Annotated in this window: 14 protein-coding genes; 5 read left to right on the top strand and 9 right to left on the bottom strand. The window is 62.4% G+C overall.

Translation table 11 applies throughout. The features are described from left to right. Positions 1–11 precede the first annotated feature (11 nt). The 5 genes from AC245Y_RS32370 to AC245Y_RS32350 are packed head-to-tail and all read right to left on the bottom strand — an operon-like array spanning position 12 to position 5,928. Positions 12–956 carry an ABC transporter permease gene (locus tag AC245Y_RS32370; protein WP_017997178.1) on the bottom strand — a complete coding sequence of 315 codons (945 nt, stop codon included), beginning with the start codon at positions 954–956 and terminating at the stop codon, positions 12–14. Further along, positions 953–2,002 (bottom strand): ABC transporter permease, encoded by a 1,050-nt coding sequence (locus AC245Y_RS32365; protein WP_017997177.1) that lies wholly within the window; start codon positions 2,000–2,002, stop codon positions 953–955. Before AC245Y_RS32365 ends, AC245Y_RS32370 begins: the two co-directional genes overlap by 4 nt. Then, positions 1,992–3,524, bottom strand: a complete 1,533-nt coding sequence (locus AC245Y_RS32360) for an ABC transporter ATP-binding protein (RefSeq protein WP_017997176.1) — start codon at positions 3,522–3,524, stop codon at positions 1,992–1,994. Before AC245Y_RS32360 ends, AC245Y_RS32365 begins: the two co-directional genes overlap by 11 nt. Continuing rightward, positions 3,521–4,933 (bottom strand): amidase, encoded by a 1,413-nt coding sequence (locus tag AC245Y_RS32355; RefSeq protein WP_017997175.1) that lies wholly within the window; start codon positions 4,931–4,933, stop codon positions 3,521–3,523. Before AC245Y_RS32355 ends, AC245Y_RS32360 begins: the two co-directional genes overlap by 4 nt. An 8-nt stretch (positions 4,934–4,941) precedes the next feature. Then, positions 4,942–5,928, bottom strand: coding sequence for a BMP family protein (locus AC245Y_RS32350; RefSeq protein ID WP_017997174.1), 987 nt, complete (start codon positions 5,926–5,928; stop codon positions 4,942–4,944). Between the two features lie 340 nt (positions 5,929–6,268). On the opposite strand from AC245Y_RS32350, the gene AC245Y_RS32345 reads away from it, so the two are divergent. From AC245Y_RS32345 to AC245Y_RS32335, 3 genes are read left to right on the top strand one after another with little or no spacing between them, the layout of a single operon-like run. Continuing rightward, positions 6,269–6,898, top strand: coding sequence for a CDP-alcohol phosphatidyltransferase family protein (locus tag AC245Y_RS32345; protein ID WP_017997173.1), 630 nt, complete (start codon positions 6,269–6,271; stop codon positions 6,896–6,898). Next, positions 6,895–7,515, top strand: a complete 621-nt coding sequence (locus tag AC245Y_RS32340; RefSeq protein ID WP_017997172.1) for a lysophospholipid acyltransferase family protein — start codon at positions 6,895–6,897, stop codon at positions 7,513–7,515. The genes AC245Y_RS32345 and AC245Y_RS32340 overlap by 4 nt, the downstream gene beginning before the upstream one ends. After that, positions 7,512–8,441: a phosphatidate cytidylyltransferase gene (locus tag AC245Y_RS32335; RefSeq protein ID WP_017997171.1), complete on the top strand. Its 930-nt coding sequence runs from the start codon at positions 7,512–7,514 to the stop codon at positions 8,439–8,441. The genes AC245Y_RS32340 and AC245Y_RS32335 overlap by 4 nt, the downstream gene beginning before the upstream one ends. A 13-nt stretch (positions 8,442–8,454) precedes the next feature. Here AC245Y_RS32335 and AC245Y_RS32330 read toward each other — a convergent pair whose 3' ends face one another. The 3 genes from AC245Y_RS32330 to AC245Y_RS32320 form a co-directional block, all read right to left on the bottom strand. Continuing rightward, on the bottom strand, positions 8,455–8,778 hold the full coding sequence (locus AC245Y_RS32330) for a chaperone modulator CbpM (RefSeq protein ID WP_026157693.1): 324 nt from the start codon (positions 8,776–8,778) through the stop codon (positions 8,455–8,457). Positions 8,779–8,780: 2 nt separating this feature from the next. Further along, positions 8,781–9,695, bottom strand: coding sequence for a DnaJ C-terminal domain-containing protein (locus AC245Y_RS32325; RefSeq protein WP_017997169.1), 915 nt, complete (start codon positions 9,693–9,695; stop codon positions 8,781–8,783). Positions 9,696–9,815: 120 nt separating this feature from the next. Next, positions 9,816–10,283: a universal stress protein gene (locus AC245Y_RS32320; protein ID WP_017997168.1), complete on the bottom strand. Its 468-nt coding sequence runs from the start codon at positions 10,281–10,283 to the stop codon at positions 9,816–9,818. A gap of 159 nt (positions 10,284–10,442) precedes the next feature. On the opposite strand from AC245Y_RS32320, the gene AC245Y_RS32315 reads away from it, so the two are divergent. Next, positions 10,443–11,342: an NAD(P)-dependent oxidoreductase gene (locus AC245Y_RS32315; RefSeq protein WP_017997166.1), complete on the top strand. Its 900-nt coding sequence runs from the start codon at positions 10,443–10,445 to the stop codon at positions 11,340–11,342. A gap of 6 nt (positions 11,343–11,348) precedes the next feature. Here the strand turns inward: AC245Y_RS32315 and AC245Y_RS32310 are convergent, their stop codons facing one another. Beyond that, positions 11,349–11,597 (bottom strand): type II toxin-antitoxin system ParD family antitoxin, encoded by a 249-nt coding sequence (locus AC245Y_RS32310; protein ID WP_017997165.1) that lies wholly within the window; start codon positions 11,595–11,597, stop codon positions 11,349–11,351. Between the two features lie 216 nt (positions 11,598–11,813). On the opposite strand from AC245Y_RS32310, the gene yghU reads away from it, so the two are divergent. Then, complete coding sequence (yghU, locus tag AC245Y_RS32305) at positions 11,814–12,689, top strand: glutathione-dependent disulfide-bond oxidoreductase (RefSeq protein WP_017997164.1); 876 nt, start codon at positions 11,814–11,816, stop codon at positions 12,687–12,689. Positions 12,690–12,762 lie beyond the last annotated feature (73 nt).

Genomic DNA, 12,762 nt, shown 5'->3' with positions numbered 1-12,762 from the left:
TGTGGGCGGTTTCATCGTTCGCCGCGGCGATAGGGCTGCATCAGTGCCTGCGGAACGCGGGCGCGGCGGGCCATGACGGCAAGGGCGGCAATGGAAAGGATATAGGGCGTCATCAGAAACAGCTGATAAGGCACGAGCCCGCTGAGTGCGGTTTGCAGCCGAAGCTGGAAGGCGTCGAAGAAGGCAAAGAGCAGGGCGCCGAACAGCGCGCGGCCCGGCCGCCACGAAGCGAAGACGACGAGCGCGATGCAGATCCAGCCACGCCCCTGCACCATGGTCGGGAAAAAGCTGTTGAACGCCGACAATGTCAGGAAGGCGCCGCCCATTCCCATCAGCGCGCTTCCCATGATGACGGCGCCATAACGCACCTTCATCGGATTGACGCCCTGGGCTTCGGCCGCATGCGGGTTCTCGCCGGTCATGCGGATTGCAAGGCCGACGGGCGTGCGGAAGATGATGTAGGCCATCAGCAGGGCGATAATGATCGCCAGATAGGTCGGCGCCGTCTGGGTGAAGAAGGCCGGCCCGATGAAAGGCAGCGTCGAGAGACCCGGAATGGCGATCGGCTGGAACGGCACGATGGTGGGTGGGGTATTGGCAAGCGGCACGATCAACCGGAAGACATAGTAGCTGAAGCTGGAGGCAAACAGCGTGACGCCGAGACCGGAGACGTGCTGGGAGAGGCCGAGCGTCACCGTCAGGCCTGCATGCAGCAGACCGAAGACGCCGCCGGCCAGCGCCGCAATCAGCAGGCCGGTCCAGAGATCGGCGCCGTGATAGACGGAAAGCCAGCCAATCATCGCGCCGAAGGTCATGATGCCTTCGATGCCGAGATTGAGCACACCGGCCCGTTCGCAAAGCAGGGCGCCGAGCGTGCCGAAAATCAGCGGCGTGGCGATCCGCAGGATTGCCGCCCAGAGCCCGGCGGAAGCAATGATGTCGAACAGCTGCATCATCGCCGGATCCTGTATTGGGTAAAGAACAAGGCAATCAGCATCGTCAGCAGCGACAGCGCCACCGTGACATCGGCGATATAGGTCGGGATGGCGAGGCCGCGGCTCATGCCATCCGCGCCCACGAACATGGTGGCCGTGAAAATGGCGGCGAAGACGACGCCGAGCGGATTGAGGTTGGCGAGCATGGCGACAACGATACCGGCATATCCGAAGCCGGGCGACAGATCGGTCGTCACATAACCCTTGACGCCCATGACCTCGATCGCGCCCGCCAACCCTGCAAGCCCGCCCGAAAGGCAGGCAACCTTCACCAGCGTCCTGCCGAGCGGGACGCCGGCGAAGACTGCACCTCCGGGATTGAGGCCCGCAGCGCGCGACTGCATGCCGAACACGGTGCGGGACTGGACGAAATGGACGACGACCGCCAGTGCGATCGCGATCGCAAAGCCGATATGCAGGCGCGAGCGGGCGATCAGCTTGGGCAGCATGGCGTGATCGCTGACGGATTGCGACTGCGGCCAGCCGAAGGCGAGCGGGTCTTTGAGGATGCCGTCGATGAGCATCGAGACGAAGAGCACGGCGATGAAATTCAGGAGCAGGCTGGTGACGACTTCATCGACCGAGAAGCGCAGCCTGAGCCAGAGCGGGATCAGGATCAGCACCATGCCGGCAATGGCGCCGACCAGCAGCAGTAGCGGAATGAGGATAGGTGCGGGAAGATTGCCGAGCAATTTCGAGCTTGCCGCGGCAACGGCGATGGCGCCGAGATAGAACTGGCCTTCAGCGCCGATATTCCAGAGCCGCGCCCGGAAAGCGACGGCGGCGGCAAGCCCCGTCAGCATCAGCGGCGTTGCCCGCGTCAGCGTTTCGGTCGCTGACAGCCGCGAGCCGAAAGCACCGGTCAGGATGCGCCAATAGGCATCGAGAACAGGCGCGCCGGCGATTGATATCAGGATGCCAGCCAGCGCCAGCGCTGCGATGACCGCGATCACAGGGGTGACGATCAGCAGGTAAAGCGGACCGTGTTCGCGGCGCTCAAATCGCATGGCCGGCCTCTGGGGTTTCCTGCCATTCGCCGGCCATCATCAACCCCAGCCTGCGGGCATCGGCGCTTTCGGCCGCGACGGGCGGGGACAGGCGGCCGCCGACGATTGCCTGTATGCGATCGGCAAGCGCGATCATCTCGTCGAGGTCTTCGGAGATCAGCAGCACGGCCGTGCCCTGCCGGCGGGCTTCGAGCAGACGAGCGTGCACGGCCGCCACCGCTCCCTCATCGAGGCCACGCGCGGGCTGCGCCGCGATCAGGATGCGCGGCCGCCGATGCAGGTTGCGGCCGAGAATGAGTTTTTGCATATTGCCGCCGGAGAGCAGCCGGGTGCGGATCGCCGGCCCGCCGCCGCGGACATCGAAGCCGTCGATAATCTCCTTCGCGAAGGCCATGCCCGCCTTGCGGTTGACGAGGCCACGGCGAGAAAACGCCGGCGATGCGATGCGCTCGAGCACGGCGTTTTCCCAGATCGCCATTTCGCCGATCACACCCTCCTCGTTGCGGTCCTCGGGAATGCGGCCGATGCCGGCTTCGACGACATCGGTAACACCAAGATTGCCGATGGCTTTCCCGAACAGCAGAAGGTCGCCGGCGCTGCGCGACAGTATGCCGGAAAGAAGATGCGCCAGTGCCGCCTGACCATTGCCGGAAACGCCGATGATGCCGAGGATCTCGCCCTGATGCAGGCGGAAGCTGATCGATTTCAATCGATCGACGCCGTCGATACGCACCGTCACATCGACCGCTTCGAGGGCAACGGCACCGGGTGTGGAAGGCTCGCGTACGGGCCGCGTCACGCGGCGCCCGACCATCAGTTCGGCGAGTTCCGCCTTGCTGGTGTCCGACGCCTTGCGTTCGGCGACCATCTTGCCGCCGCGTAAGACCACGATGCGGTCGGCCGCCGCCATGACTTCGTCCAGCTTGTGGGAGATGAAGATCAGCGACAGGCCCTGGCGGGCCATTTCCCTTAGCGTCGTGAACAGCCGTTCGGCCTCGATATTGGTCAGCACCGCCGTCGGCTCGTCGAGGATCAGGATGCGGGCGTCGTTATAGAGCGCCTTGAGGATCTCGACGCGCTGCTGCTCGCCGACCGACAAGTCGCCAAGGCGGGCATCCGGATCGACCTTGAGGCCGAAGCGCTCGGAAATTGCCAAGAGTTTCTTCCGCGCCGCCGACGTTCCCGAGCGCCAGGACCACAGCCTTTCGGTGCCGGTCATGACATTTTCGAGGACGGTCAGATTGGGCGCCAGCGAGAAATGCTGATGCACCATGCCGACGCCGGCGCGGATCGCCGCACGCGGCTTGCCCTGCGGCACCTCCGTGCCCTCGATCAGAATGCGGCCGGCATCCGGCATGTAATGGCCGAAAAGGATGCTCATCAGCGTGGTCTTGCCCGCGCCGTTCTCGCCGAGCAGGGCCACGACCTCGCCCTTTGCAAGCGTCATGGAAATATCGTCATTGGCAAGATTGTCGCCGAAGCGCTTGCTGACGCCGATAATTTCCAGCACAGGCCCGGTCATGACGGTAGTCCTGTAACGGGAAAACGATGCTGCCATCGCCCCTCGGCCTCCAGGCGCCCGGCAAGCGACAGGAGGCGCGGCTCGTGACCCATCGGCGCCATGATCTGCACCGGCAGCGGCATGGCATGCTCATCCTGTCCGAAAGGCAGTGTCAAAGCAGGAAAACCCGAAATATTGGCGAGGCAGGCAAGCGGCGCAAATGCCGTCATCCGCTCGAGATGCAGATCCGTGTCGGCATGATCGGACGGAAAGGAGCCAATCGCAAGAGGCGCGGAAGACAGCATCGGCATGAGGATGCAATCGACCGTGTCGAACAGCGCCCAAAGGTTACCGCTCACCAGGACGGCCTCGCTCAGCGTGTTCCAAAGCATGGTGGCCGACAGCGCTCGTCCGCGCGCCGCGAAAGCCTGCGTCAGAGGCTCGGCCCTGCCTTCATCGAGAGCCGCCGCCTTCATGAGTGCTGCGAGATTGACCGAGACGATATCGGCGAAGGCGCGGCCGCTTGAAGCGACGCTCCAATCGAACTCGGCCCAGTTCAGCGGAACAATGACGTGTCCGTCGCTTTCGAGCGCACGGGCCGCATCTTCGACGGCTGCGAGCCGATCACCCTCCGTCGGATAGGTCGACCCGGTATCAACAAGCAGGCCGATCCGCAAACGGCCGTTATCGCTGTCGACAGGGGAGGGGTCGGGAAAAGGTCCTCGCGATTTGCCGCTCAGCCTGTCGAAAATCAGCGCCATATCCTGCACCGAACGGCAGACCGCGAGTTCGCTTGCGATACCGGCCAAGTGGTTGCCGAAGGATGGCCCGCCGGGGATGGCGCCGCGCGTCGGCTTCAGTCCGACGAGGCCACAGCAGGCGGCTGGCACACGGATCGAGCCGCCGGCATCGGTGGCATGCGCAATCGCGACGATCCCGGCGGCAACCGCTGCCGCCGCACCGCCGGAAGAGCCGCCCGCGGTTCGTGCCGGATCGAGTGGGTTGCGACAGATCGGTCCGATCGCCGGTTCGCTGGCAAGCGACAGGCCGAATTCCGGGCTCGTCGTCAGGCCAAACAGACAGAAGCCGGCGTCGCGGAAACGGGCAGCCAGATCGGAATCCGCTTCGCCGCCCTTTCTTTCGAAAAGACCGGAACCGGCCGTTACCGGCAGCCCGGCAAAGGGGCCGCCAAGATCCTTCGCCAAGGTCGGCACGCCGGCAAAGGGCCTCGCGGCAAAGCGATCGGGCGCGCTCCGCCGCTCACTGTCGCGGTCGTCGGCCGAGGCAAGGCCCATGGCGGCATCGAGATAGGCGATGGCGCCGAGCGGCTCCTGCAGCACGGCCGCGGCAAGGGACGCCTGCATCGCCTCTGCAGCGCTCAAGCTGCCATGCCTGATCGCTGTCGCCAGATCCGTCGCATCGCCACGCATCAGCCGAATTACTTCGGCTCGTCCATCATCTTCGGAACTTCGAAGGTGCCGGCCTTGATCTCCGCCCGCTTGGCTTCCATGGCAGCCTCAGCCTCGGCGGGCGCCACGCCCTTCACGAAGACGATATCGCTGCCGCCTTCCTTCATCAGGCCGTAGGACGTGTAGTTCCTACCGACCGGCTTTCCGGCAGCGACATCGGCGATCGCAGCGTCCAGGATCGGGCGGAAATACCACATGGCGTTGGCGAATACCGTGTCAGGATAACGCGGCGTATAGTCGATCAACGAGCCGACCGACTTGATGCCGCGCTCCTTGGCGGCATCGGCAGTACCGATGCGCTCGCCGAACAGGATGTCGGCGCCGGCATCGATCTGGGCAAGACCGGCTTCGCGGGCCTTCGGCGGATCGAAGAAGGTGCCGATGAAGGAGACCAGGTGCTTGGCATCGGGATTGACCGCCTTGACGCCGGCTGCGAAGGCGTTGATCAACATGTTGACCTCGGGGATCGGAATGGCGCCGACCGAACCGACGACATTCGACTTGGTCATCTTGCCGGCCAGCATGCCGGCGAGATAGGCGCCGTCATGGTTCCAGGTGCCGAAGACGCCGAAATTGTCGCCGGCCTGCTCGCCGCTCGAACCCAGCACGAAAGCGGTATCGGGATAATCGGCCGCGACCTGCCGGGCTTCTTTCTCCACCGCATAGGCCTCGCCGATGATCAGCTTGTTGCCCTGTTCGGCATATTCGCGCATGGCGCGCGGATAATCGGTGCCGGAGACGCCTTCGGAGAAGACATATTCGATCACGCCTTCCTTGGCGGCGTCCTGCAACGCCTTGTGCAGACAGGAGTTCCAGGCGTTTTCGACCGGCGACGCATGGATGCCGGCAACCTTCAGCGGCGCAGCAGCCCTTGCCAGCGGGGCAAAGCCGCTGACCCCAAGCGCAATGCCGGACGCGATCACTGCCCGGCGTGAAATCAGGATATCTTTGGTCATTGATTGTTCCCCTTTTTTACCATTTGGTTCAAAAATCATAGTAGCGCCCAAAAATGTGTCAAGCGGCAAACAGGCTTAAAAATCAGGCTGTTCAGTCCCCAGTGCAGCCTGTCTTCATCAGCCAATTTTTTCCGAGTTCGGATAGCGTCACGGCTTAGTTGAAAGGACGTGGCATGGCACGCTACGCCGGCAAGTTCTCAAGAAGTCAGGGCTCTCTTCCAAAAAAAGCGCTTTTCCGGGTCAGCGCGACAGACCCTGGGCCGAATATACAGGGCGTTACGACTTGGCGCGACGACATTGGCAGGATATGCAGGGAGGATAGGGGTTGGGGAAAATGATAATGGGGGAAGAAGAAGGCGCCTCGCGGCGACCGATCGCGAGCCGGTCGTCGTCCTGGGCCATCGGCCTCAGCGCGTGGCTGGCGCGCAGCGGCGCGACGCCGAACGGCATTTCGCTTTTATCGGTCGTATTCGCGGGCATAGGCGCGGCGCTCATTGTTTTCACAACACATCCGATTGCCATGGTTTGCGCCGCGATCTCGGTGCAACTGCGGCTCGTCTGCAATCTGCTGGACGGAATGGTCGCGATCGAAGGCGGCAAGAAAACCAAGAGCGGGCCGCTCTATAATGAATTCCCCGACCGGGTCGCCGACAGCCTGTTTCTCGTCGCGGCTGGCTATGCCTGCGGCTTTGGCTGGCTCGGCTGGCTGGCTGCGCTGCTCGCCGCACTCACCGCCTATATCAGGGTCTTTGGAGGATCGGTCGGTCTTCCCCAGGACTTCAGCGGCATCATGGCCAAGCAGCGCCGCATGGCGGTGCTGACGGCGGGCCTCCTCGCCCAGAGCGTCGAGACGCTGGCATCAGGCAGCCACTGGTCGCTGATCTTGGCATCCGCGGTCATCGCGGCCGGCAGCCTTGTCACCTGCATCACACGCACGATAACGCTTGCCCGTTCCCTGGAGAGACTATGATCGCGCTCATCCGTCGCCTTCTCGTGCTGTTCGTCCGTATCCTGGTCGGCGCCCGAAGCGAGTGGCGGGGCTGCGCGCCCGATCCCAGCCGCCGCATCTATTTCGCCAATCACAACAGCCACATCGATACCGTCGCCGTCATGGCCGCCCTGCCATATCAGGTGCGCCGCATGACCCATCCGGTTGCGGCGCGCGATTATTGGGGAACCAGCGCCTTTCGCCGTTTCATCGCGGAGGAATGCCTGCGTGCCGTCCTGATAGACCGCAAGCCTCCGCCGGACAGCGATCCGCTGGCTCCGGTAGAGCGTCTGCTCGAGGAGGGGCATTCGATCCTGATTTTTCCTGAGGGAACGAGAAGCACCACCGATGAGATTGCCCCGTTCCGCAGCGGCATCTATCGCCTCGCCTGCCGTTTTCCGGATGTCGATCTCGTGCCGATCCATCTCGACAACCTTCAGCGCATCCTGCCGAAGGGAAGCATGCTGATCGTGCCGATCACCTGCACGGCGCGCTTCGGCAAGCCGCTCCGCGTCGAACCAGGCGAGGAAAAGACCGAATTCCTGGCTCGTGCCCGTGCTGCGGTCATTGAGCTCGCAGATGGGGGGCATAACGCATGACCAGCCTGTTCTCCATCGTGCTGGCCGCGATCCTCGGCCTGCTTGCCGTCGCCTCCGCGGTCGGTTTCATCCTGCAGCGGCGCGCGACCGAGCCCGGCTCCGTCGCCACCGTCCAAAATCTCAACGCCCGCATCCGCTCCTGGTGGATCATGGTCGCGGTGTTCGGCGGCGCGATCTTGCTCGGCGACACGGCGACGGTCATCCTGTTCGCATTCCTGTCCTTTATGGCGCTTCGCGAATTCTGGACGCTGACACCATCGCGGCGCGGCGATCACCTGGCGCTTTTCCTGTCCTTCTTCGTTGTGCTGCCGCTACATTATGTGCTGCTCGGAACGGAATGGTACGGCCTGTTTGCGATCTTCATCCCAGTCTATGCCTTCCTGATCCTGCCGGCGGTGGCGACCTTGACGGGTGACGTCAACGAATTCCTCGCCCGCAGCGCCAGGGTGCAATGGGGATTGATGCTGACGGTCTATTCGATCAGCCACGCTCCCGCACTGCTCATGCTGGAGACCGGCACGCCGTCCGCACTTCTTCTCGTCTATCTGGTCGTGGTCGTACAGCTCAGCGACGTCTTCCAGTATGTCTGGGGCAAGCTCCTCGGAAAGCACCGCTTCTCGCCGAATATCAGCCCGTCGAAGACGATCGAAGGGCTGGTCGGAGGCGGCGCCTCGGCCATCCTCGTCGGAACACTGCTTTATCGCCTGACGCCGTTCTCGCCGCTGCAGGCCGCTGCCATCAGCACGGTCATCGTCGTCGCGGGCTTCTTCGGCGGCTTCGTGCTCTCGGCCATCAAGCGGGATCTCAATGCCAAGGACTGGGGCTATGTGATCGAGGGCCATGGCGGCGTGCTCGACCGCCTGGACTCCATCACCTTCGCCGCACCGCTGTTCTTCCACATCGTCCGCTATTGGTTCACCGCGTAGAAGCTGGTTCTGTCTAAAACCGATCCATGTCCTCGAGGCTCTCGAACAGCTGGCGCTGAACATCCCGCTCCTGCTTGCCGATGGCGGTCATCAACTTGCCCATCGTTCCCCGCAGGCCGTGCAACTCGTCGACCAGCTCCATGACGATATCGACGCCGGCTTCGTTGACGCCCATGTTTGCCATGAGGTCCAGGATCAGCCGGGCGCGTGCGACGTCGGCGTCACGAAATTGCCTTTGGCCGCCTGAGATCTCCGGGATCAGCCAACCCTGTTCGATCCAGAGATCGAGCTGGACGATGTCGATTTTCAAGTAAAGACGGAATTCGAGATCATTCATGATCAAGCCTCCATGTTCTCTCTCGGATCGTAGGAGTTTGCCGTCGCCCATTCCTTCATCAAGCCCGTCAGCCGCTCATCCGGGGCGTCGGGCAGCACGATCTTCAGCGAAATGTAGACGTCACCGTGTCCGCCGCCGCGTTTTGCGACACCTTTGCTCTTGAGACGCAGGACCTTGCCCGTGTTCGAATGAGGCGGCAGCGTCAGATTGACCGCTCCCGACGGCGTCGGCACGCGAACCTTGCCACCAAGCACGGCCTCACTGAGCGAGATCGGCAGTTCCAGGCGGATATCGTCGCCGTCTCGCGTAAAGAAGCGGTGCGGGCGCACACGGATTTCGATCAAGGCATCGCCCACCGGCCCACCGCCGATGCCCGGCTCGCCCTTGCCGCGCAGCCGCAAGGTCTGGCCGTCGCGCGTCCCCGGCGGGATCTGTACGTCGAGCGCCGGACCATTCGGCATCTTGACCTCCGTCCTGGTGCCGTTGACGGCCTCGAGAAAGTCGACCTCCATGGAAAATTGCCGGTCACGGCCACGACCACGGGTCTGGCCGCCGCCGGCACGGCGTGAAAAGAAGCTGGCGAAGATATCGTCGGCATCGCTGAAATCGGCAAAGCCGGCGCTGTTGTGGTAGGGATCGCCAGGCCCGCTCTTCGACGCGTAGTCGCGGTAATAATTGCGCTGCGCCCGCTCGGCGCCTGTTATATCGATCTCCCCGCGGTCAAAGCGTCCGCGTTTTTCCTCATCACTCAAGATCTCGTAGGCCGCTGAAATTTGCTTGAACCGTTCCTCAGCCTTTTTGTCGCCGGGGTTAAGGTCGGGGTGAAGTTTCTTGGCGAGCTTGCGGAACGCGCTTTGAATATCCTTTTGCGTCGCATCCCGCTTCACGCCCAGAAGCTCATAGGGATCCTGGCTCATACATATCTCCGGTCGGGCAGCGAATACTGCTGGTTGGCTTGGGAATGATATAGGTTGTCTGACCGCCGTCGGGGAGGGGAGGCCGGTTGCTGTGATCGACTTCATCAATCAGCAGCGGAACTAGAACAACGCTGCGTCTTCCACTTGAGGCGCCGAGCCTTCATGCGCAGGATCGGGTCGTCGATCGATTAGAACCGAGCACCCGGCATGGCGCACGACCTTGTCGACTATCGAGGAGAAGACGAAGTCGGTGATATCGGTCACATGGGATGAAACCAGGATAAGATCGGCCGATTTCTCCCTTGCGACGGAGACGAGCAGGGAGGCGGCAACGCCGATACGAACCTCGGTCATCGCCGGAATTCCCAGCTCCTTGCAGAGCGATGCAAGTTTCTTTTCGGCGTCGACGATGGCGGTCGTTTCGAATTCCTCGGGAAGCTCCGTCAGGTGACGGCGCGGGATATGCTCGATGACGTGCATGACGACGATGCTTCCGCCTTCGTCCATCAGCGCAGCAGCCCGGCGCAGAAGGCGGCTGGCCGTTTGGCGGGGACCCATGCCGATGCCGCAGATGATCGTCCGATACATTTGAAATCCATATCCTCGAATGCGAATGATAGCACCGATCATACCGGTGTCGACCGTCCCGGCATTGACGAATATCAAGAAAAAGTGCCGCAACGGCAGCGCGCACGAAGCGGCCGGCTCTTCGGAAGGGGTTTCGGCTGAATCGTCGCAGTTGACGATATGGCCATCGGCAACAGTTCTAATCTGATGACGTCATTGATTGAGGTTCACATGCCGAATTTTGCGATTATCGGATCGGGCGCGATGGGAAGTGCCGTCGCCAAACGGCTGATCGACCACGGCGCTACGGTGCTGACTTACCTCGAGGGCAGGAGCGAGCGGACGATTGCGCGGGCAAAGGCAGCCGGCATGGTGCCGGTCGGCCGCCAGGAGCTGACGAAGGCCGAGCTGATCCTGTCGATCGTTCCGCCGGCTGAGGCGATCAAGGTCGCAGACCTCATCGCGGACATATCGTCGGGGATGCCGACGCCGCCTCCCTTCATCGACCTCAACGCAATCGCGCCGAAAACCATGCAGGCTTTGGCGGCACGCTTCGAAAGCAGCCGCGTCGAGGTGCTTGACGGTGCGATCATCGGCGGGCCGCCGAGCCCCGGCAAACCAGGTCCGACCATTTATATCAGCGGCGATATTGCGGAGCGAAGCAAGCTGCTCGAGGATTGCGGCCTGCGGATCCGCAGGCTCGACGGACCGCTCGGCGCCGCCTCGGCACTGAAGATGTGTTATGCCGGCATCAACAAGGGATTTGTCGGCCTTGGCACCGCCATGCTGCTTGCGGCATCGCGTTCCGGTGCGGCCGAAAGCCTGAAAGCCGAGCTCTCCGAAAGCCTTCCCGACATCGATCGCAAGCTGTCGGGATCCATACCCGACATGTATCCGAAAGCCTATCGGTGGGTTGCCGAAATGCAGGAGATTGCCGATTTCCTTGGAGAAGATGATCCGGCCGCGACCATCTTCCGCGGCATGGCGGATGTCTTCTCCAGGATGGCGAGCGACGTCGAGGGCGATCGCGTGCTCGTGGGGCAGCTGGACGAGATCATCGCGCGGCGGGAGAAAATATGACGCCTGTCATTTCGCCTCGAACGCCGCCCGTTTGCGAGCGTTGAACGCATCGAAATCGAAGGGCGTGGCAGGGCCGGATTCTTCGCCTTCAATCAAGGCGTCCTGCAATGCCTTCACTTTGGCTTCGTGTTCTTCAAGTAGGCGAAGGCCCGCCCGGATAACGTCGCTGGCTGAACCATAGCGGCCAGCCTGAACCTGCGTATCAATGAAGCTGGTGAAATGGTCACTGAGCGATATGGACGTATTTCTAGCCATCCTGAATCTCCTTTAAGCCAATATACCAATTTTTGGTACATAAAAAACCCAGTCTTCACAGCGTGAATCTGATCCCTGGCCAAGGCTCTGACGATTGCGTGAAACCGCTTCGACACCTCTGACAAAACCTCGTCGCCTCTGCTATGTCAGGAAAAATGCGGTGGCCAAACCCATTGGCATCGCGATCCTATCTGACCAATGCCAGGAGTTTGAAAGATGAGCGGTTCTTCCGAATATACACCCCCGAAAGTCTGGACCTGGAACAAGGCGAATGGCGGCCAATTCGCCAGCATCAACCGCCCGATCGCGGGACCGACGCATGACAAAGAGCTTCCGGTCGGCCGTCATCCGCTGCAGCTCTATTCGCTCGGCACGCCGAACGGCCAGAAGGTCACGATCATGCTCGAGGAGCTGCTGGCCCTTGGCCAAAGCGGTGCTGAGTACGACGCCTGGCTGATCAAGATCGGCGATGGCGACCAGTTCGGAAGCGGCTTCGTTGCGGTCAATCCCAATTCCAAGATCCCGGCGCTGATGGATCGTAGCGGACCAAAGCCGATCCGTGTCTTCGAGTCCGGTGCCATCCTCACCTATCTCGCCGAGAAGTTCGGCGCCTTCCTGCCGACCGAACCGAGCGAGCGCGCCGAATGCCTGTCATGGCTGTTCTGGCAGATGGGAAGCGCGCCCTATCTCGGCGGCGGCTTCGGCCATTTCTACGCCTATGCCCCGACGAAGATCGAATACGCGATCGACCGCTTCGCCATGGAAGTGAAGCGCCAGCTCGATGTGCTCGATCGTCGCCTTGCCGAAAGCGAATATCTGGCGGGCAGCGAATACACGATCGCCGATATTGCCGTCTGGCCCTGGTATGGCGGCCTGGTGAAGGGCTGGACCTATGGTGCAGCCGAGTTTCTGCAGGTCGAGGACTATAAGAACGTGCTGCGCTGGGCCGACACCATCCACAGCAGGCCGGCCGTGCAACGCGGCCGGATGGTCAACAGGCTCTCCGGCGATCCCTCGAGCCAGTTGCACGAGCGTCACGACGCCAGCGACTTCGACACCAGGACGCAGGACAAGCTCGCGGCCGCCGAGTAAGCAAGCGGCGCCAGCCACGTGTCGTGGCAACAAATGATGCTCCGCCGCCTTTAGGGCGGCGGAGCGTTTGCGT

The organism is Rhizobium sp. SRDI943 (genome assembly GCF_057653695.1).
This window is presented reverse-complemented; position numbering and strand designations above follow the sequence as displayed.